The following is an 18,102-nucleotide window of genomic DNA, read 5'->3' as shown; positions in this document are numbered from 1 at the left end:
TTCACCTGCCCGCAACCGCAGATCCACTCGCCGCGAGCTCCCCCAACCGGGTCGTCAGCCGTCCTCGCGGCGCCGTGGCGGCATCGGCCGCCGCGGGCGGAACACCATCGTCTCCGGGTCCTCCGGCGCCTCGGCGTGGCTCACGTGGTCATCCTCGACCGGGTCGCGCCCCCGTCCGGCCGGTCGAAACTGGGTCGGCCGCCTCCGGTGACCGAAGAGGGATAGCCGGCCTGGGACAGACCGTCGGCGTACGCCGAAGGCAGGCGCAACAGTTTGCGGGGGCCCTTCGGGCCATCGTCCTGACGATCGGGGTCATCGTGGGATTCAGCCATGGTGCGACGTCAACTGACCACGAGTTCGCTGCGCGGCGAGCAGTCCGACCAGCAGGGGTACGCCGAGGTGGCCGATCAGCAGCGCCGGCCAGGCCCAGGGGACGTGGGCGTCCTCGGTGACCCGGATGTCGGTCAGGCCGAGCCGGGCCGCCCACGCCACGGCCGCCGCGCTGCCGACGGCCGCCAGACCGAGCACCAGGGCAAACGCCCGCACCTCCCGTTCGAACAGCCCGCGGGCCCGCAGCGGCCGGGCGAGCAGCCAGACCAGGCCGAGCAGCCACCAGCAGGCGAGCCCGACGAACAGATGGCGCCCGGCGATCAGCGCGGCCCCCAACGGCACCATCAGGATCAGGTCGACCAGCACGATCAGCAGCAGCAACTGCACCGGAAGCGGCAGCCGGGCCGGGATCGGCTCGCCCGCCCGAGTGGCGGCGTACCCAACCCAGACGAGAAATCCCGCCGCCAGCAGGACCAGACCCACCACGAGCAGCCGCTCCCCCCAGGCCAGCACGGTGAGACTGGTCGGCGCCCCACAGGGTCCGAACTGCTCACACATGCCGGTCACCGGGGCGGTGAGCACCCCGGCGGCCAGGGCGCCGGCGGCGCCCAGCAGCCGGGCCGCGAGGCCCAGCCTCTGCCGAGCTTCGACAGGCTCAGCCGTCGGGCGGTTCACCCCTCGAACTTGTAGCCCAGCCCGCGCACGGTCACCAGATATTTGGGCTGCGCCGGGTCGGGCTCGATCTTGGAGCGCAGTCGCTTGACGTGCACGTCGAGGGTCTTGGTGTCACCGACATAGTCGGCACCCCAGATCCGGTCGATCAGCTGACCGCGGGTCATCACCCGTCCGGCGTTGCGCAGCAGCATCTCGAGCAGCTCGAATTCCTTCAGGGCAAGGCGCACCGGCTCGCCGTTGACCGAAACCGTGTGCCGCTCCACGTCCATCCGGACACCCCCGGACTCGACCACGTCGGGCACCAGCTCGACGTCCTGGCCGCGGCGCAGCACCGCGCGGATCCGGGCGACCAGCTCGCGGTGGGAGAACGGCTTGGTGACATAGTCGTCGGCGCCCAGCTCGAGCCCGACCACCTTGTCCACCTCGGCGTCACGGGCGGTGACCATGATCACCGGCACGGTCCCGCGGAGCCGCAGCTGGCGACAGACCTCGGTGCCGGGCAGCCCGGGCATCATCAGGTCCAGCAGCACGATGTCGGCCCCGTTGCGGTCGAATTCCTCCAACCCCTGTTGCCCGTTGGAAGCCTCGATCACGTCGAAGCCCTCCTTGCGCAGCATGTACGCCAACGCCTCGCGGTAGGACTCCTCGTCCTCCACCACCAGCACGCGCGTCATCGCGGGACCTCCCCGGTCGTCTCACTGCGCTCAATCTGGGTCATTTGTACCAAACCTGTCTCGGCCTCGATGGCCGCAAGATACTCGGGATCCGCATGGGCCGGGATGCGGATCGTGAACGTGGACCCCTGACCCGGCTTGGACCAGACGCTGACCGTGCCGCCGTGCGCACCGGCGATGTGCTTGACGATGGACAACCCCAGCCCGGTCCCGCCGTTCTCCCGGCTGCGCGCATAGTCGACCCGATAGAAGCGCTCGAAGATGCGCGGCACGTCCTTGGCGTCGATACCGATCCCGGAGTCGGAGACGGTGAGCTCGACATATTCGTCGTCGGCATCCGCGGTGTGCCGGGCGGCCACCGCGACCTTGTGGTTCGGCTCGGAATAGATCACCGCATTTTCAACCAGGTTGGACACTGCGGTGGTCAGCTGCTCGGCGTCGCCCATCACCCGGCAGCCCTGCTCCCCGGCCACGGTCAGCGTGAGGCCGCGGGCGCGGGCGCGTTCGGCACTGCGCGCGACGGCGGTGCTGAGCACCGCGTCGATGTCCACCGACTCGGCGGTGGGCAGCGGATTGGCCGCCTGCAGGCGGGAGAGCTCGATGATCTGGCCGACCAGCTCGGAGAGCCGACCGGACTCGCGGTTCATCCGGGAGGCGAAGTTGCGCACCGCATCGGGCTCGTCGGCCGCCTGTTCCACGGCCTCGGAGAGCAGGCGGATCGCCCCGATCGGGGTCTTCAGCTCGTGGCTGACGTTGGCGACGAAGTCGCGGCGGGTCTCCTCCACCCGACGCGCTGCCGTGCGGTCCTCGGCGAGCACCAGCACCAGGTCGGCCACCGGAGCGACCCTGGCCGACAGATAGAGCGAGGGCGCGCCGCGGCCCCGGCGGAGCTCGAGATCGGCGGTGCGGATCTGGCCGTCCCGGCGTACCTCGCGCACCAGGTCGAGCAGGATCGGCACCGCGACGCGGGTGCCGCGGACCAGGCCGAAGGTGCGGGCCTGGCTGGTCGACTGCAGCACCTGGTCGTGCGGCCCGATCACCACCGCCGAGGACCGCAGCACGTTGATCACCTGGGACACGCCTTCGGGGACGACGGGAGTCTGGGTCGCCTCGAGTTCGGGCTCGGGCTCTGACGGGGTGACCTCCGCCGAACCGCTGCGGCGGCCGACGAGGAGCCCGACGAGCAGGCCGAGGACCACCCCGACCAGCACCCAGAGGATCCACATCACGGTTGGCATCGTATGCCGCCGGACACCTGCTCGAAGCCGCGGCGTCCCCTCCTGTTCGCACTTCGGCCCGGCATCTGGCATCTTGTTCGACAAGTGTTCACCGCGCGTTCACGCCGACGGAGCCGACGCCTGGAGGCGCCCCGTAGGTTGGGCGCACAAGCCCCCAGGAGCTCGATACCAGGGTCGAGCCATCGAACAAGTGAGGTCATCCGGAGATGAGAGATTCCTACCGCGAACAGCTCGACACCGTCGTCAACGATCTGGTGGAGATGTCCCGTCTGGTGACCTCGGCGGTGAACCGCGCCACCCAGGCGCTGCTGAGCGCGGACATCCAGCTGGCCGAGCAGGTGATCTCCGACGACGCCAAGATCGACAACGCACACAACGACATCGAGCAGCGCTGCTTCGGACTGCTGGCCCGCCAGGCCCCGGTGGCCGGCGAGCTGCGGACCGTGGTGGCCGCGCTGCGCATGGTGGCCGAGATGGCGCGGATGGGTGACCTGTCGGCGCACGTCGCCAAGGTGGCGCGGCTGCGCTATCCGGAGAAGGCCCTGCCCGACGCGCTGGAGGGCAACTTCAAGCGGATGGCCCAGGTCGCCGAGGAGATGGTCAACAAGGCCGGCAACACCCTGCACAGCCGCAACGTCGAGGTCGCCAACGAACTCGCCGAGATCGACGAGGAGATGGACGACCTGCGCCGCAGCCAGTTCCGGATCCTGCTCAGCGACGAGTGGACCCACGGCGTCGAGGCCGCGGTCGACGTGGCGCTGCTGGGCCGCTACTACGAGCGGATCGCCGACCACGCCGTGTCGATGGGACGCCGCGTGATCTATGTGGTCACCGGCGAGACCTCCGGCGACGACACCTGGACCACCGCCTGAGGCGTACGCCCTTCATCATCGCGAGCCGCCGGCACCGACACGAGTGTTGCTGCACTCGCTGGCGTGCTGGCCGCTCGCCAGCTGCAGGCGTACGCCGGATGACAACACCTCGCCCCTGTCGGCCAACACCCCAGCACACGGTGCGATGAGTAACTGGGGACATGCTGCGCCGCACCGCTTCACTCACCGCCGAGGGCGCGACCTCGGCCCAGATCCGGACCCGGTTGGCCAAAGGCCACCTCTATGCGGTGCGCCGTGGTGTGTACGCCGATGACCCACTCCCCGCGCCGCGAACCGTGGAACGGCATCGCCAGCTGATCGAGGCGACGATGCCCCTGCTGTTGGAAGAGTCGGTGGTGAGTCATGCATCCGCAGCCGTGCTCCACGGCCTGCCGGTGTGGCGGGAGCGGCTGGAGCGGGTCACGGTGACTCGACCAGGCGTACCCGGGAACCGTTCACGTCATGTCCACCTGCACCGAGCCGAACTGCCGGACACCGACGTGACGACCGTTGCCGGTTTCCGGGTCACCACCATGGCCCGGACCGTGCTCGACCTGGCCCGCCTGGTGCGCTTCGAGGAGGCGGTGGCGCTGGCCGACGCCGCCCTGGCCAAGGAGGTGCCCCGGGCGTTGCTGCAGGAGCGGGCCGCCGAGCTGGTGCGGGTTCGTGGGGCGAGGTTGTTGCGCTCGGCGATCGAGTTCGCGAACCCTCTCGCCGCAAGCGCTGGGGAATCGTTCAGCCGCGTGGTCCTGCATCGCCTCGAACTGCCGGCACCCGAGCTGCAAGTGCGGATCCTTCACTCGCGCACCGGTGTGTTCCTCGGTCGCCCCGACTTCGTGTGGCACGCCGAGCGGGTGATCGGAGAGTTCGACGGCGCCGTGAAGTACACCGGAGAGCTGGGCGACCAGACCAGGGCGATCCGGGAGGAGAAGGAGCGCGAGAACGCCCTGCGTGGGGACGGCTGGGGTGTCGCCCGGTGGGGCTGGGGAGACCTCTATCACCCGGAGCGGATTCTCGAGCGGTGGCAAGCGCAGCGCAGGCAGCCCAGCGGTGCGTGACGCGTGAGCCTTGCGACGTCGCGAGCCGCCGGCACCGACACGAGCGTTCCTGTACTCGCTGACGTGCCGGCGGCTCGCCGGGTGCGCGGGCTACTTCTTCTTGCCCTGGTTCTTGACCGCCTCGATGGAGGCCGCCGCGGCCTCGGGGTCGAGGTAGCGCCCGCCCGGGGTGGTCGGCTTCAGCGCGTCGTCGAGCTCGTAGAACAGCGGGATGCCGGTCGGGATGTTCAACCCCGCGATGTCGGCGTCGGAGATGCCGTCGAGGTGCTTCACCAGGGCGCGCAGCGAGTTGCCGTGGGCGGCGACCAGCACGACCTGCCCCGAGGCGAGGTCGGGCACGATGTCCGACTCCCAATAGGGCATCATCCGCGCGACAACATCCTTCAGGCACTCGGTCTGCGGGCGCTCCGACTCGGGCACGTCGGCATAGCGGGGGTCGTCCCACTGGGAATATTCGGCGTCCTTGTCGAGCACCGGCGGCGGGGTGTCATAGGAGCGGCGCCACTGCATGAACTGCTCCTCGCCGTATTTCTCCAGGGTCTCGGACTTGTTCAGCCCCTGCAGCGCGCCGTAGTGGCGTTCGTTGAGTCGCCAGGACCGCTGCACCGGGATCCAGTGCCGGTCACACCCGTCGAGGGCCAGGTTGGCGGTGTGGATCGCGCGACGCAGCAGCGAGGTGTGCAGCTTGTCCGGCAGCAGGCCCTCGTCGGAGAGCAGCTGGGCGGCCCGCCTCGCCTCACCCACGCCCTTCTCGTTGATGTCCACGTCCACCCAGCCGGTGAACAGGTTCTTGGCGTTCCACTCGCTCTCGCCGTGACGGAGCAGGATCAACTGTGCGCTCATGCTCCGAGCCTAGTGCGGACGGTGTCCGCGGGACCGGGGTGGTCCGGGCGGGGTACGCCGACGATGGCAGAATCGCGCCATGGACACCACCAACCAGAACCAACGCATCGCCGTCGTCACCGGTGCCAGCGCAGGCATCGGCGCAGCGACCGCCCGCACGCTGGCCCGCGAGGGGTTCACCGTGGTCTGCGCGGCCCGGCGTACCGAGAACGTGCAGAAGCTCGCCCAGGAGATCAACGGGATCGCCGTCACCTGCGACGTGACCTCCGACGAGTCCGTCGCCGAGCTCGCCAGGGCCGCCGGAGACCGGGTGGACGTGCTGGTGAACAACGCCGGCGGGGCGCTCGGCCTGGAGCCGGTGGCCGAGGCCGACCTGTCGGCCTGGCAGGCGATGTACGACTCGAACGTCCTCGGCGCGGCCCGCGTCACCAAGGCGCTGCTCCCCGCCGTCGAAGCCGCGGAGGGCGAGGTCATCTTCATCACCTCGGTCGCCGCCGACGGTGGCTATGAGGGCGGCGCCGGCTATTGCGGGGTCAAGGCGGCCGAGCGATCGATCGTGCAGGCGATGCGGCTGGAGCTGTTCGACCGGCCGGTGCGGATCGCCGAGGTGGTCCCGGGCATGGTGCACACCGACTTCTCGCTGAACCGCTTCGGCGGCGATGCGGAGAAGGCCGAGAAGGTGTACGCCGGGGTCGTCGACCCGCTGGTCGCCGAGGACGTCGCCGAGTGCATCGGCTTCATCGCCACCCGCCCCGGTCACGTGAACATCGACCGGATGGTGATCCGACCGCGTTCCCAGCCCGCCCAGCACAAGATCCATCGCCGCTGAGCCACTCCCCTGCGCCTGTCGAAGGGCCGCGTGTCGACACGGAGGGCGTGCCTGCAAGGATGGCCACCATGCGCATCTATGGACCGGCAGATCTGCTCACTGCCGCTGGCACGGTGAGGCAGGGACTCAACGACAGCGCCGATCAGGTGCGTGAACTGATCGAGCTGATACCGCGGGTGATCGCGATGGTCGACCGCGCGGAAACCCTGCTCACCGCCGCCGAGGAAGCCCTCGAGGTGACCGACGACCTGCTGGCCGGAGCCGAGCAGACCCGCCTCAAGGTCGACGCCGTCGCCACCAAGGCCGGCACCCTGGTGAAGCGCAGTGAAGCGCTCGTCGGGCGTACCGAGGCCATGCTCGAGCCGATGGAGAAGCTCGCCCCGACCGCCCTGCCGCTGCTGCAGCAGGTGGTGGAGTCGATCGACCCCAACGAGGTGCGCGCCATCAAGGGGATGATCGACCGGCTGCCCGGCATGCTCGACCAGATCGACCACATCGGCCCCGACGTGAACCGCATCCTCGACGCCGTCACCGACCTGACCGCGGCGATGCAGGGCCTGCCCGGGATGGGCGCGCTGAAGCGGCGCGGCGAGCGCAAGGCCGACGAGTCGGACGACTCCGAGCCCGGCGACTCCGACGAACGGCAGTTCACCACCGGCTGAGAAACCTCACTCCGGTTGGGATTCCGCGGGCTCTGCCAAGTGCTGGAAGGCGGCCAGGTTGGCCGTCGACTCACCGCGGGAGATCCGCCACTGCCACTCCTTGCGGATCGAGGAGGCGAACCCCAGCTCGAGGATCGTGTTGAACGAGTCGTCGGCCACCTCGGCCACCGAGCCGAGCACCCGATCCACCTCCTCGGGCGTCACCGACGCGAACGGCACCTTCCCGATCAGATAGATGTCGCCGAGCCGGTCGGTGCAGAACGCGACGGCATAGGTGCGCAGGTTGCGCTCGAGCAACCACCGATAGACCGCGGCGTGGTTCTCGTCGGGGTTGCGCGCGACGAACGCGCGCACCTCCATCGCCTGACCGCCGAACACCAGCGCGCACTCGGTCTGCAGTTTCCGGGTCCCCGGCAGCGTCACCCTGATCGTGTCCGCCGTTGCGCTGCTCTCCAGCTCCAACTCGGCCACGGCCTGTTCGACCACACTGCGTGCCCGGTCCCGTTCGGCGGTCAACTCCCTGCGCTCCATCCCCCAACCGTACGGGTGGACCGAACGGTCTACGCTGGCGGCACCCGAGGCTCAGGAGCGCCATGTCCACTCAGACAGAAGAATTCGACGTCATCGTGATCGGCGCCGGGCCGGCCGGTGAGAACGCGGCCGACCATGCCATCCGCAACTCCGGGCGTACCGTCGCCCTGGTCGAGGCCGAGCTGGTCGGCGGCGAGTGTTCCTATTACGCCTGCATGCCCAGCAAGGCGCTGCTGCGCCCGCTCGACGTGATCGCCGCCGCCAACGCCCTCGGCGGTGTTGGCGGGCCGGTCCGGCTCGACCGCGAGGCCCTGCTGGCCCGCCGCGACGAATGGGTGGCGAACTACAACGATGAGGGCCAGGTGAGCTGGGCCGAGGGCGCGGGGATCACGGTGATCCGCGGCCGCGGTCGCCTCAGCGGGGAGCGCACCGTCGAGGTCGCCGACGCCAGCGGTGGCGTACGCCGGCTGCGGGCCCGGGAGGCGGTGGTGGTGGCGACCGGCAGCACACCGACGATTCCGGACGTGTACGCCGAGCTGGCGCCCTGGACCTCCCGGGACGCGACCGGCGTGGTCGAGGTGCCCGATCGGATCGCCATCATCGGCGGCGGCGTGGTCGCCTGCGAGGCCGCGCGCTGGTTGGCCGCCCTCGGCGCGACGGTCACCATGCTGGTGCGCGGTGATCGGCTGCTCCCCCGCGCCGAACCGTTCGCCGGTGATGCGGTGGCGCAATCCCTGCGCAGCAACGGAATCGAGGTACGCCTGAACGCCACGGTCGACGCGGCGCGGCGGGAGAGGCCCGAGCAGACCGGCCTCGGGATCCCGCACGGTGGGGTGGTGACGCTCGACACCGACCGGGGCGAACTGGAGGTGGAGGAGGTGCTGGTGGCCACCGGGCGACGGCCGGCGACCGCCGGACTCGGGCTCGACGAGCACCACGGGGACTGGCTGCACCTGGTCGGCGACGCGTCGGGAGAGGCGCCGCTGACGCACTGGGGGAAGTATCGCGCGCGCCAGGTCGGCGCCCTGATCGCGGCACGAGCCGAGGGCAGGCCGGCCCCTTCGTTCGCCGAGCCTGTCGAGGCGCCGGTCCCGCAGGTGGTGTTCACCGATCCGCAGGTTGCCTGGACCGGGCAGACCCGGGCCGACGCCGAGCACGCGGGTCGGTCGGTGATCACCCTCGACGCCGACTTGACCAGCGCCGCCGGGGCCGCGCTGCTGCGCGACGACGCCACCGGCCACGCCCGGCTGGTCGCCGACGCCGAGACGGGACAACTCCTTGGCGCCACCTTCGTCGGGCCCGAGGTCGCCGAGCTGCTGCACTCGGCCACGGTAGCCATCGTCGGCGGGCTCACCCTCACCCAGCTTGCCGACGCGGTGCCGTCCTATCCCACCGCCAGCGAGGTGTGGCTGCGGCTGCTCGACCAGCCCCCCGGTCGCCAGCGGTGATCTTGCCCACACCTGCCCCGCGGCCGTCGCGCGCGCTCTGGCCGACAGGCGTACAAAAGGCCTAGTCGTCCCAGGAAAACTGCCGCTCCTTGGGGGGCCGACCCCCAGTTTTCGCCGGATCGACGCGGGTCTAGCGTGAAAGTTGTGGCAGGCGGCCAGGAAACACCGGCCGGGAGATGCGCCACGAAGGAGAATGCACACCATGTCCGGTGTCCGGATCGAAGAAGATCTCTTGGGAACCCGTGAAGTCCCGGAAGCCGCCTATTGGGGGATCCACACCCTGCGCGCGATCGAGAACTTCACCATCAGCAACAGCACCATCAACGACGTCCCGGAGTTCATCCGCGGCATGGTCATGGTCAAGAAGGCGGCAGCGCTGGCCAACGCCCAGTTGGGCGTCCTGCCACAGGACGTGGCCGACGCGATCGTCACCGCCTGTGACCAGATCCTAACCGACGGGCGATGCCTGGACCAGTTCCCGGTGGACGTCTTCCAGGGGGGTGCGGGCACCAGTGTGAACATGAACACCAACGAGGTGATCGCCAACCTCGCCCTGGAAAATCTGGGCAGGGCGCGTGGCGATTATGCGGTGATCAACCCGAACGACCACGTCAACCGCAGCCAGTCGACCAATGACGCCTATCCCAGCGGCTTCCGGATCGGGGTGTACGCCTCCATCTCCGGTCTGACCACCGCGCTGTCGCGGCTGGCGGATTCCCTGCAGGCAAAGGGATCCGAGTTTGCGACCGTATTGAAGATGGGCCGCACGCAGTTGCAGGACGCGGTGCCGATGACCCTCGGCCAGGAGTTCGACGGCTGGGCGGCGACGCTGCGCGAGGAGATCGTGCAGCTGGAGCGCACCGCCGAGTTGCTGCTCGAGGTCAACCTCGGCGCGACCGCGATCGGAACCGGGGTGAACACGCCCGTCGGGTACGCCCACCTGGCCGTCGAGAAGTTGGCCGAGGTGACCGGCTATCCCTGCATACCGGCTCCCAACCTGATCGAGGCGACCAGCGACTGCGGGGCCTACGTGATGGTGCACGCAGCCCTGAAGCGTGTGGGAGTCAAGCTGGGCAAGGTGTGCAACGATCTGCGGCTGCTCGCTTCGGGACCGCGCGCCGGGCTCAAGGAGATCAACCTGCCCGAGCTGCAGGCCGGCTCCTCGATCATGCCGGCCAAGGTGAACCCGGTGATCCCGGAAGTGGTCAACCAAGTGTGCTTCAAGGTGATCGGCAACGACCTCACGGTGACCATGGCCGCGGACGCCGGTCAGTTGCAGCTGAACGTGATGGAGCCGGTGATCGGCCAGGCGATGTTCGAGTCGATCTTCCTGCTCAGCAACGCGTGCGACAACCTGCGCGAACGCTGTGTGGATGGGATCACCGCCAATGTCGAGCGGTGCCGCGAATATGTCGAGCGCTCGATCGGCATCGTCACCTATCTGAACGACGTGATCGGGCACCACAACGGTGACCTGGTCGGCAAGGAGTGCGCCGCCACCGGAAAGTCGGTACGCGAGGTGGTGCTGGAGCGCAACCTCCTGTCCCCCCAGCAATTGGATGAGATCTTCTCGGTGGAGAACCTGATGCACCCGCGTGATCTGTCAACCCTGGCTGAGATCCAGCAGGACCCCCAGGCGACGAGGTGAGTTGAGATGATGGTGTGGATCCACCTGTTGGTGGTGCTGCTGGCGATCTTCCTGGGCGCCCGGTTGGGCGGCATCGGGATCGGCTTCGCCGGTGGCCTGGGCGTGATCGTGCTGGGCCTGCTCGGTGCCAAGGTGCGTACGTTCTATGTGGACGGAACCTCCGTCAAGCTTGACATTCCGGTCGACGTGGTGACCATCATCATGGCCGTCATCGCCGCGATCGCGGCGATGCAGGTGGCCGGCGGCCTGGACTATCTGGTGCACCTGGCCGACGTGATCCTGCGCAAGAACCCGAAGCACCTGATGTTTCTCGCGCCGATCATCACCTATCTGATGACGTGGATGGCCGGCACCGGTCACACCGCGTTCTCGACCATGCCGGTGATCACCGAGGTGGCCAAGGAGAACAACATCCGACCGGCGCGGCCGTTGTCGATCGCGGTGGTGGCCAGTCAGATCGCGATCACCGCCTCGCCCATCTCGGCGGCCGTGGTGTGGCTGTCCACCGAGCTCGGCAAGCCGCACGGCGGGCAGCCGCCTGTCGACTATCTGCAGATCCTGGCGGTCACCTTCCTGGCCACTTTCCCCGCCTGCATGATCGTTGCGGCGCTGACGCTGGCCTGGGACAAGTTCGTGAACAAGAAGTCGGCCCTGGAGTTCGACCCGGTCTATCAGGAGCGCAAGGCGGCCGGTTTGGTGCACCATCGCGACGCCGAGGCGTACGCGGCTCCGAAGGGGGCGAAGGCGTCGGTGGTGATCTTCCTGATCGGCCTGGTGCTGGTGATGCTCTATTCGGCGGCGATCAGCGACAAGCTGAAGTGGATCGCCAACCCGCCGATGCCGCGCGACGCGGCAATCATCGCGATCATGCTGTCGATCGCCACGATCATCGTGCTGGTTTCGAAGATCCGGCCCGCGGACATCCTGAACGCGCCCACGTTCAAGTCGGGCATGAGCGCGTCGGTGTGCGTGCTCGGTGTCGCCTGGTTGGGCACCACGTTCGTGAACACCCACATCGACACGATCAAGGGTGCGGCCGGCGGGCTGCTGCAGGGGCACTCGTGGCTGCTCGCGGTGGTGCTGTTCTTCGCCGCCTCGCTGCTGTATTCGCAGGCGGCAACGGCGAAGGCGCTGATGCCGGCGGCGATCGCGCTCGGGGTGGGCAACGTCGGTCTGGTCGCCGCGTTCGCCGCGGTGTCGGCGCTGTTCGTGCTGCCGACCTATCCCACGCTGCTGGCCGCGGTGGAGATGGACGACACCGGGTCGACCCGGGTCGGCAAGGCGGTGTTCAACCACCCGTTCCTGGTGCCGGGCGTGCTCACCGTCGCGTTCGCCGTCGGCCTCGGTTACCTGTTCGGCGCGATGATCCTCTGACCGTACGCTCCCTGAGCCTGTCGAAGGGACCTCACGCGGGGGACCGGGCTTCGACTCGCCGGCGCTTGCTCAGCCAACGTGCAGGTGGCTTCGACAGGCTCAGCCAACGTGCAGGTCACTTGAGGGCGGAGTGGGTGCGCCACTGGTCCCAGCTCTCGTCCCAGGCGCTCCAGCCGTTGCCGAACTCGGTCGGGCGGTCGGAGCCGGTGAAGACGACGGGGTCGCCGATCTGGGCCTGCTCATAGAGCGAGTACATCTGTTCCTCCGACATGCCGACGCAGCCGTGGGAGGCGTTCACCCGGCCGAACTTCCCCTCGTTCCAGGGTGCGGAGTGGATGAACTCACCGGACGAGGTGACCCGCAGGGCGTACGCCACCTTGACCGAATAGCCCTCCGCCGAGTCGCGGGAGATGCCGGTGGTTTCGCTTTCCATCTTGATGTTTTCGGCCTTCTCCATCACGACCTTGGTGCCGGAGCGGGTGGTGAACCCCTCCTTGCCGGCCGACATCGGATAGCTCTTGGCCGGCTGCCCGTCGGTCTCCCAGGAGATCTTGTGCCCGGAGATGTCGACGCGGCCGACCTGCTTGCGGCCGATCTTCAGCTTGAGCGTGCGGCTCTCCTGGCCATAGAACCCGTTGCCGGCGTTCACCCCGTTGAGGTTGGCGTCGAGGTTGACCTCGGTGCCGGGCTGCCAGTAGTCCTTGGGCCGGTAGTGCACGGTCTTGTCGTCGATCCAGCCCCACGAGCCTTCCTGGGCGGGGATGGAGGTGACGCGGAGGTTCCGCTCGAACTCGGCCTTGTTGGCGACCGGGTGATCGAACTGGATCACCACCGGCTGTGCCACGCCGAAGGGACCACCCTGCACCGGGGTGAGGGTCGGGAACACCTCCATCGACCGGGACAGCGCCGCGGTGTTGAACTGCACCTTCTCGGTCTTGCGCGAACCGTCGTTGCCGACGCCGGAGGCGGTCACGGTGTAGCTGGCCGAGGGGTCGAGTCGGCTGGCCGCCACCCAGGCGCCCTGGTCGTTCACGTCGCCGCCGATCTTCGGGACGGTGCTCTTGCCGGACGCGGTGGTGCTCACCGTGACCGACTCGACCTTGCCGAACTGCGGGGTGACGGTGATCAGGGTGTCGACGGGTACGCCCTTGGCGCCGTTGGGCACGTTGACGGCCAGGCCGAAGGGGCCGGTCGCCGGGGGCGGCGAGCTCGGCGCGGGGGTGGGCGCCGGTGCCGCGCTGCTCGGCGCCGCGGACGGGCTCGCTGGGGCGCTCGGCGCCGGCTCAGGGGTGCTGTTCGCGGCGCCCGCGGCCCCTCCACCACAGCCGACCAGCAGCAGGCAACTCGCGATCGCTCCGACAATCCCCGGTGCCCGCATGTCCCCCCTCAGCAGCGCGGACCGCCCGCGCGTTCCGCGCAATTCTGCCATGAGAAGTTCCGAATAGTTGCTTCGTCACCTATTCCGGCTCCTTCGGCGCGGGTGGCTTCGACAGGCTCAGCCAACGTAGGGGCTGGCTTCGACAGGCTCAGCCAGCGTGGGCTGTGCAGCGTCAGGAGGCGAGGTCGATGAGGACCTGGCCGCCCTGGACGGGGTCTCCGGGGGCGACGTGCACGGCGGCGACGGTACCGGTCTGGGGGGCGGTGATCTCGGTCTCCATCTTCATCGCCTCCAGCACGACCAGCACCTGGCCGGACTCGATCGAGTCCCCCTCCTCGACCAGGATCCGGGCGATCGATCCGGCCAGCGGCGCGACCACCGAGTTCGCCGACACCGCGGGCACCGACGCCGACGTCGGCGCGGTCGGCGTCCCCTGGGCACCGCCGATGACGAGGCTGCCCAGACTCGGACGCTCCTCCTCGGCCACCTCGACCTCGACCTCGTAGGGCGTCCCGTTGACGGTCACCTTCAGCTTCATCTCGTTCTCCTAGCGGGTGTGCGGGACGGTCCGGGACTGTACGGCGCTGCGGCCCTGCTGGGCCCACACCCCGGTCCGACGGAAGCGCACCGCCCTGACCTTGGCGCGGTGCCCCAGATAGGCAGCGACGGCCGCGGAGATGGCGATCAGCACGTCCTCGGGGACGTCCTCGTCGCTGCGGCGGCGCAGCTCGGCGAGCTCGGCCTCGACGGTGTCCAGGCGCTCGGAGAGCCGGCGTACCAGTTCTTTCAACTCGGCTTCGGATTCAGCCATCGTCATCCTCCGATCAGCTCGGGCCGAGGCCGTGCTTCTTGGTCGGCCGGGTCTCCCGCTTGGCGGCCAGGATCTCCAGCGCCATCGCCACCTGCCGGCGCGTGTCGGCGGGGTCGATGATGTCGTCGACCAGCCCGCGGGAGGCGGCCATGAACGGGGTGGAGAACGTTTCGCGATAGAGCTCCACCATCTCGGCGCGCTTGACCGCCGGGTCCTCGGCGGCGTCGATCTCGCGCTTGAACACGACGTTGACCGCGCCCTCGGCACCCATCACCGCGATCTCGGCGGTCGGCCACGCGAAAACCCGATCGGCACCGAGATCCTTGGAGCACATCGCCAGATAGGCCCCACCGTAGGATTTCCGCAGCACCACGGTGATCTTGGGCACCGTGGCCGCGGAATAGGCGTACAACATCTTGGCGCCGTGGCGGATGATGCCGCCGTGCTCCTGGGCTACCCCGGGCAGGAATCCGGGCACGTCGACCAGCGTCAGCAGCGGGATGTTGAACGCGTTGCAGAAGCGGACGAAGGTGGATCCCTTGTCGGAGGAGTTGATGTCGAGCACCCCCGACATCACCTGCGGCTGGTTGGCGACGACACCCACGGTACGCCCGGTGATCCGGGCGAAGCCGACGACCAGGTTCTGCGCATAGCCGGCCTGCACCTCGAGAAAGTCTGCGTGGTCGACGATCTCGGCGATCACCTCACGCACGTCGTAGCCCTTGCGGCCCTCGACCGGGACGATCTCGCGCAGCTTGTCGTTGGGCTCCACCACATCGTCTGCGTCGACGATCGGCGGGTCCTCGGTGTTGTTCTGGGGCAGGAAACTTAGCAGCTTCTTGGCGATCAGGATCGCCTGCTCGTCGTCGTCGGCGACGAAGTGCGACACCCCGGAGCGGCTCATGTGCGCGTCCGCCCCGCCGAGCTCCTCGGCGCTCACCTTCTCCCCGGTGACCTGGGAGATCACGTTGGGCCCGGTGATGAACATGTTGGCCCGGCGGGTCTGGATGATGAAGTCGGTCAGCGCGGGAGAGTACGCCGCCCCGCCGGCACACGGTCCGGCGATGATGGACACCTGCGGCACCACCCCCGACAGCAGCACGTTGTTGAAGAACACCCGCCCATAACCCGACAGCGAGTCGATCCCCTCCTGCACCCGCGCGCCGCCGGAGTCGTTGATGAATACGAACGGGGTGCCGGTGGTGAGCGAGGCCTTCATCATCGCAACCACCTTGTTGGACTGGGTTTCCCCGGCCGAGCCGCCCATCACGGTGAAGTCCTGCGAGGCGACGTGCACCGGCCGGCCGAGCACGGCCCCGGCGCCGGTGACCACCCCGTCCGCGGGAGCGACCGCGGTGTCCATGCCGAAGAAGGTGGTGCGGTGCTTGGCGAACATGCCGGTCTCGGCGAAGGTGCCGGGGTCGAGCAGCGCGTCGATCCGCTCGCGGGCGCTCAGCTTGCCCTGTTCGTGCTGCTTGGCGATCCGCTTCTCCCCGCCGCCGGCCTCGACCTCGGCGCGCGCCTCGGCCAGTTGCTCGAGCCGCTGGGACATCGACGGAAGTTGTTCTGTCATTGCTGAAATCACCTCAGAATCAAGCGGGTTCGACCGAGACGGTCTGGGTGCGTCCGCCGACGCTGACGCGATAGCGGATCGGTTCGCGGACGGCGTGGGGCTCCCCCGCCGCGGCGGCCCGGTCGGCTGCCACCTGTTCGGGGGTCTTGCCGACGTTCTTCGGCCCGTCGGCGCGGGTGGCGAAGAAGCCGGGGGCGACGCCGGGGAACATGGCGTTGGTGAGCACGTCCTCCTCACTGCCGTCGGCGCCCTCCAGCCCGGCCGCCTCGGCGACCAGTTTGTCCCACTCCGGCTCGAGCTCGTCGGCCGGCCGGGTGGTGATCGGTTCCTTGCCAGTCTGCGTCCTCGCCTTCTCGACCACCGTGGCGTCCCGCTCGCCGGGGCAGGCGCCGTAGTAGCCGAGCACCAGGTCGGCGAACTCGCCGGTGAGCACCTGGTAGCGGCCCATCAGCACGTTGAACACCGCCTGGGTGCCGACGATCTGCGAGCTCGGGGTGACCAGCGGCGGATAGCCGGCGTCCGCACGTACCCGCGGCACCTCCGCCATCACCTCCGAGACCCGGTCGCCGGCCCCCTGCGCCTTGAGCTGGGACTCCATGTTGGTGATCATCCCGCCGGGGATCTGGGAGGCGAAGATCTCGGTGTCGGCGGTGGTGATCGCGCTCTCGAACTGCTTGTAGCGGGGGCGCACCTCGGCGAAGTGGTCGCGAATCTTCACCAGGCGGTCCTGGTCGATGTCGGTCACATAGCCAGTGCCCTCCAGCATCTCCACCACCGACTCGGTCGGGTTGTGGCCCGGGCCCATCGACATCGACGAGATGGAGGTGTCGACCACGTCGGCGCCCGCCTCGATCGCCTTCATCAGCGACACCTGGGTGACCCCGGTGGTGGCGTGGCAGTGCACGTTGATCTGGGTTTCCTCACCGTAGGCGTCCTTGATCGCCTTCACGATGTCGTATGCCGGCTGCGGCTTCAGCAACGCCGCCATGTCCTTCAGGGCAAGGGAATCCGCGCCCATGTCCAGCAGCTGGCCGGCCAGGCGTACATAGCCGTCGACGTCGTGCAGCGGTGAGACGGTGTAGCAGATGGTGCCTTGGGCGTGCTTGCCGACGTTCTTCACCGCGGCCATCGCCCGCTGCAGGTTGCGCGGGTCGTTGAGCGCGTCGAACACGCGGAACACGTCCATCCCGTTCTCGGCGGACTTCTCGACAAACTTGTCCACGACCTGATCCTCATAGTGGCGATAGCCGAGCAGGTTCTGTCCGCGCAGCAGCATCTGCAGCCGACTGTTCGGCAGCAACTCGCGGAAGGTGCGCAGCCGCTGCCACGGATCCTCGTTGAGGAAGCGGATGCAGGCGTCGAAGGTGGCCCCGCCCCAGCACTCCACGCTCCAGAACCCGGCGGCGTCGATGTCGGCGCAGGCGCCGACCATGTCGTCGGTCGCCATCCGGGTCGCCATCAGCGACTGGTGCCCGTCTCGGAGCACGACCTCGGTGATCCCGATCTTCTTGCTCATGGCACCGAGTCTTTCATCCGTACGCCGCACCGCAAGCCGCACCCCGGTCCAGTTTCCGACCGCAAACGGCGGTAGATTGTGGCTGTGAACTGACCAGAGTTCGCCGGAGTCGCGGACTGAGTCGTCTCAGTTGGCCTGCACACCTTTTCAAGAGGGCCTCAAAGACGTTAAGAATGCGTGGCGGGACCGACCGAAACTGCGAGGCTGCCGAGCGAGTGCCGATTCCGCCCCAAGGTGAGCTTTGACCGCATCGCCTAGGTACGCTCGGGCTATGCGCTGGGACTGCTGCACGTTCTGGTGACAGGTTGGGTCACGCAGCCTGAGGGGCTGGCGTGGTCATGGTGGTTTCGTACTCGATGGGTGTCAATCGCCCGAGGGAGTGTTGTCCGCGGCGGCGATGGTAGGTCTTTTCGATCCAGGCCACGATGGCGATGCGGAGTTCGTCGCGGAGGGTCCAGGAGCGGCGGTTCAGGACGTTCTTCTGGAGCAGCGCGAAGAACGATTCCATGGCGGCGTTGATGCTCCTATATCTGTCAAGCCGCGATTTGGAGGGATGGCCGGGCTTCGCGGATGGGTCGCATCGCGGCCCAGAGTTCGCGGGCGAGAAGACGTTTCAGACACCGGATGATCTCGGACTTCGTC

General features: G+C 68.6%; 18 protein-coding genes and 1 pseudogene. 7 read left to right on the top strand and 12 right to left on the bottom strand.

Annotated features, from left to right (window positions below; translation table 11 throughout):
* Window positions 1-140: 140 nt before the first annotated feature.
* The 4 genes from CGZ93_RS18230 to CGZ93_RS03305 are packed head-to-tail and all read right to left on the bottom strand — an operon-like array spanning window position 141 to window position 2,905.
* The gene (locus CGZ93_RS18230) at window positions 141-332 is read right to left on the bottom strand and encodes a hypothetical protein (RefSeq protein WP_141211059.1); all 192 of its coding nucleotides are present in this window, start codon (window positions 330-332) and stop codon (window positions 141-143) included.
* Complete coding sequence (locus CGZ93_RS03315; protein WP_094362742.1) at window positions 325-1,005, bottom strand: hypothetical protein; 681 nt, start codon at window positions 1,003-1,005, stop codon at window positions 325-327. The genes CGZ93_RS18230 and CGZ93_RS03315 overlap by 8 nt, the downstream gene beginning before the upstream one ends.
* Window positions 1,002-1,679: a response regulator transcription factor gene (locus tag CGZ93_RS03310; RefSeq protein ID WP_094362741.1), complete on the bottom strand. Its 678-nt coding sequence runs from the start codon at window positions 1,677-1,679 to the stop codon at window positions 1,002-1,004. Before CGZ93_RS03310 ends, CGZ93_RS03315 begins: the two co-directional genes overlap by 4 nt.
* On the bottom strand, window positions 1,676-2,905 hold the full coding sequence (locus CGZ93_RS03305; RefSeq protein ID WP_094362740.1) for a sensor histidine kinase: 1,230 nt from the start codon (window positions 2,903-2,905) through the stop codon (window positions 1,676-1,678). Before CGZ93_RS03305 ends, CGZ93_RS03310 begins: the two co-directional genes overlap by 4 nt.
* Window positions 2,906-3,123: 218 nt before the next feature.
* On the opposite strand from CGZ93_RS03305, the gene phoU reads away from it, so the two are divergent.
* Together phoU and CGZ93_RS03295 are read left to right on the top strand one after the other, a co-directional pair.
* A complete protein-coding gene (phoU, locus tag CGZ93_RS03300; RefSeq protein WP_094362739.1) occupies window positions 3,124-3,789 on the top strand; it encodes a phosphate signaling complex protein PhoU in 666 nt (221 codons plus the stop codon).
* 161 nt (window positions 3,790-3,950) lie between these two features.
* Window positions 3,951-4,847, top strand: coding sequence for a hypothetical protein (locus CGZ93_RS03295; protein ID WP_094362738.1), 897 nt, complete (start codon window positions 3,951-3,953; stop codon window positions 4,845-4,847).
* 90 nt (window positions 4,848-4,937) lie between these two features.
* On the opposite strand, the gene CGZ93_RS03290 is transcribed toward CGZ93_RS03295, so the two are convergent.
* Window positions 4,938-5,690: a phosphoglyceromutase gene (locus CGZ93_RS03290; protein WP_094362737.1), complete on the bottom strand. Its 753-nt coding sequence runs from the start codon at window positions 5,688-5,690 to the stop codon at window positions 4,938-4,940.
* Window positions 5,691-5,769: 79 nt separating this feature from the next.
* Here CGZ93_RS03290 and CGZ93_RS03285 point away from each other — a divergent pair, with 79 nt between their 5' ends.
* Together CGZ93_RS03285 and CGZ93_RS03280 are read left to right on the top strand one after the other, a co-directional pair.
* The gene (locus tag CGZ93_RS03285; protein WP_094362736.1) at window positions 5,770-6,519 is read left to right on the top strand and encodes an SDR family oxidoreductase; all 750 of its coding nucleotides are present in this window, start codon (window positions 5,770-5,772) and stop codon (window positions 6,517-6,519) included.
* Window positions 6,520-6,587: 68 nt separating this feature from the next.
* Window positions 6,588-7,181 (top strand): hypothetical protein, encoded by a 594-nt coding sequence (locus tag CGZ93_RS03280; protein ID WP_094362735.1) that lies wholly within the window; start codon window positions 6,588-6,590, stop codon window positions 7,179-7,181.
* Between the two features lie 6 nt (window positions 7,182-7,187).
* Here the strand turns inward: CGZ93_RS03280 and CGZ93_RS03275 are convergent, their stop codons facing one another.
* A complete protein-coding gene (locus CGZ93_RS03275; RefSeq protein ID WP_094362734.1) occupies window positions 7,188-7,712 on the bottom strand; it encodes a type III secretion system chaperone family protein in 525 nt (174 codons plus the stop codon).
* A 62-nt stretch (window positions 7,713-7,774) separates the two neighbouring features.
* On the opposite strand from CGZ93_RS03275, the gene CGZ93_RS03270 reads away from it, so the two are divergent.
* From CGZ93_RS03270 to CGZ93_RS03260, 3 genes are all read left to right on the top strand, one after another.
* Window positions 7,775-9,160 carry a dihydrolipoyl dehydrogenase family protein gene (locus CGZ93_RS03270; protein ID WP_094362733.1) on the top strand — a complete coding sequence of 462 codons (1,386 nt, stop codon included), beginning with the start codon at window positions 7,775-7,777 and terminating at the stop codon, window positions 9,158-9,160.
* A 202-nt stretch (window positions 9,161-9,362) separates the two neighbouring features.
* Window positions 9,363-10,808: an aspartate ammonia-lyase gene (gene aspA / locus CGZ93_RS03265; protein WP_094362732.1), complete on the top strand. Its 1,446-nt coding sequence runs from the start codon at window positions 9,363-9,365 to the stop codon at window positions 10,806-10,808.
* 6 nt (window positions 10,809-10,814) lie between these two features.
* Window positions 10,815-12,182, top strand: coding sequence for an anaerobic C4-dicarboxylate transporter (locus CGZ93_RS03260; RefSeq protein ID WP_094362731.1), 1,368 nt, complete (start codon window positions 10,815-10,817; stop codon window positions 12,180-12,182).
* A gap of 115 nt (window positions 12,183-12,297) precedes the next feature.
* Here the strand turns inward: CGZ93_RS03260 and CGZ93_RS03255 are convergent, their stop codons facing one another.
* The 6 genes and pseudogenes from CGZ93_RS03255 to CGZ93_RS03230 form a co-directional block, all read right to left on the bottom strand.
* The gene (locus tag CGZ93_RS03255; RefSeq protein WP_094362730.1) at window positions 12,298-13,560 is read right to left on the bottom strand and encodes a L,D-transpeptidase; all 1,263 of its coding nucleotides are present in this window, start codon (window positions 13,558-13,560) and stop codon (window positions 12,298-12,300) included.
* A gap of 172 nt (window positions 13,561-13,732) precedes the next feature.
* Window positions 13,733-14,098 (bottom strand): biotin/lipoyl-containing protein, encoded by a 366-nt coding sequence (locus CGZ93_RS03250; RefSeq protein ID WP_094362729.1) that lies wholly within the window; start codon window positions 14,096-14,098, stop codon window positions 13,733-13,735.
* 9 nt (window positions 14,099-14,107) lie between these two features.
* Window positions 14,108-14,371 carry a hypothetical protein gene (locus CGZ93_RS03245; protein ID WP_094362728.1) on the bottom strand — a complete coding sequence of 88 codons (264 nt, stop codon included), beginning with the start codon at window positions 14,369-14,371 and terminating at the stop codon, window positions 14,108-14,110.
* 13 nt (window positions 14,372-14,384) lie between these two features.
* The gene (locus CGZ93_RS03240; protein WP_094362727.1) at window positions 14,385-15,944 is read right to left on the bottom strand and encodes an acyl-CoA carboxylase subunit beta; all 1,560 of its coding nucleotides are present in this window, start codon (window positions 15,942-15,944) and stop codon (window positions 14,385-14,387) included.
* A gap of 19 nt (window positions 15,945-15,963) precedes the next feature.
* Complete coding sequence (locus tag CGZ93_RS03235) at window positions 15,964-17,460, bottom strand: methylmalonyl-CoA carboxytransferase subunit 5S (RefSeq protein ID WP_094362726.1); 1,497 nt, start codon at window positions 17,458-17,460, stop codon at window positions 15,964-15,966.
* A gap of 310 nt (window positions 17,461-17,770) precedes the next feature.
* Window positions 17,771-17,977: pseudogene (locus CGZ93_RS03230) on the bottom strand (IS3 family transposase); the annotation flags it as partial.
* Between the last annotated feature and the right edge of the window lie 125 nt (window positions 17,978-18,102).

Source organism: Enemella dayhoffiae (assembly GCF_002250625.1).
Lineage (GTDB): Bacteria > Actinomycetota > Actinomycetes > Propionibacteriales > Propionibacteriaceae > Enemella > Enemella dayhoffiae.
This window is presented reverse-complemented; position numbering and strand designations above follow the sequence as displayed.

Bases quoted from the DNA above. Each gene is read 5' to 3' on its own strand.
- CGZ93_RS18230 (WP_141211059.1), bottom strand. From the start codon at position 332: ATGGCTGAATCCCACGATGACCCCGATCGTCAGGACGATGGCCCGAAG.
- CGZ93_RS03310 (WP_094362741.1), bottom strand. From the start codon at position 1,679: ATGACGCGCGTGCTGGTGGTGGAGGACGAGGAGTCCTACCGCGAGGCG.
- CGZ93_RS03305 (WP_094362740.1), bottom strand. From the start codon at position 2,905: ATGTGGATCCTCTGGGTGCTGGTCGGGGTGGTCCTCGGCCTGCTCGTC.
- phoU (WP_094362739.1), top strand. From the start codon at position 3,124: ATGAGAGATTCCTACCGCGAACAGCTCGACACCGTCGTCAACGATCTG.
- CGZ93_RS03295 (WP_094362738.1), top strand. From the start codon at position 3,951: ATGCTGCGCCGCACCGCTTCACTCACCGCCGAGGGCGCGACCTCGGCC.
- CGZ93_RS03290 (WP_094362737.1), bottom strand. From the start codon at position 5,690: ATGAGCGCACAGTTGATCCTGCTCCGTCACGGCGAGAGCGAGTGGAAC.
- CGZ93_RS03285 (WP_094362736.1), top strand. From the start codon at position 5,770: ATGGACACCACCAACCAGAACCAACGCATCGCCGTCGTCACCGGTGCC.
- CGZ93_RS03280 (WP_094362735.1), top strand. From the start codon at position 6,588: ATGCGCATCTATGGACCGGCAGATCTGCTCACTGCCGCTGGCACGGTG.
- CGZ93_RS03275 (WP_094362734.1), bottom strand. From the start codon at position 7,712: ATGGAGCGCAGGGAGTTGACCGCCGAACGGGACCGGGCACGCAGTGTG.
- CGZ93_RS03270 (WP_094362733.1), top strand. From the start codon at position 7,775: ATGTCCACTCAGACAGAAGAATTCGACGTCATCGTGATCGGCGCCGGG.
- aspA (WP_094362732.1), top strand. From the start codon at position 9,363: ATGTCCGGTGTCCGGATCGAAGAAGATCTCTTGGGAACCCGTGAAGTC.
- CGZ93_RS03260 (WP_094362731.1), top strand. From the start codon at position 10,815: ATGATGGTGTGGATCCACCTGTTGGTGGTGCTGCTGGCGATCTTCCTG.
- CGZ93_RS03255 (WP_094362730.1), bottom strand. From the start codon at position 13,560: ATGCGGGCACCGGGGATTGTCGGAGCGATCGCGAGTTGCCTGCTGCTG.
- CGZ93_RS03250 (WP_094362729.1), bottom strand. From the start codon at position 14,098: ATGAAGCTGAAGGTGACCGTCAACGGGACGCCCTACGAGGTCGAGGTC.
- CGZ93_RS03245 (WP_094362728.1), bottom strand. From the start codon at position 14,371: ATGGCTGAATCCGAAGCCGAGTTGAAAGAACTGGTACGCCGGCTCTCC.
- CGZ93_RS03240 (WP_094362727.1), bottom strand. From the start codon at position 15,944: ATGACAGAACAACTTCCGTCGATGTCCCAGCGGCTCGAGCAACTGGCC.
- CGZ93_RS03235 (WP_094362726.1), bottom strand. From the start codon at position 17,460: ATGAGCAAGAAGATCGGGATCACCGAGGTCGTGCTCCGAGACGGGCAC.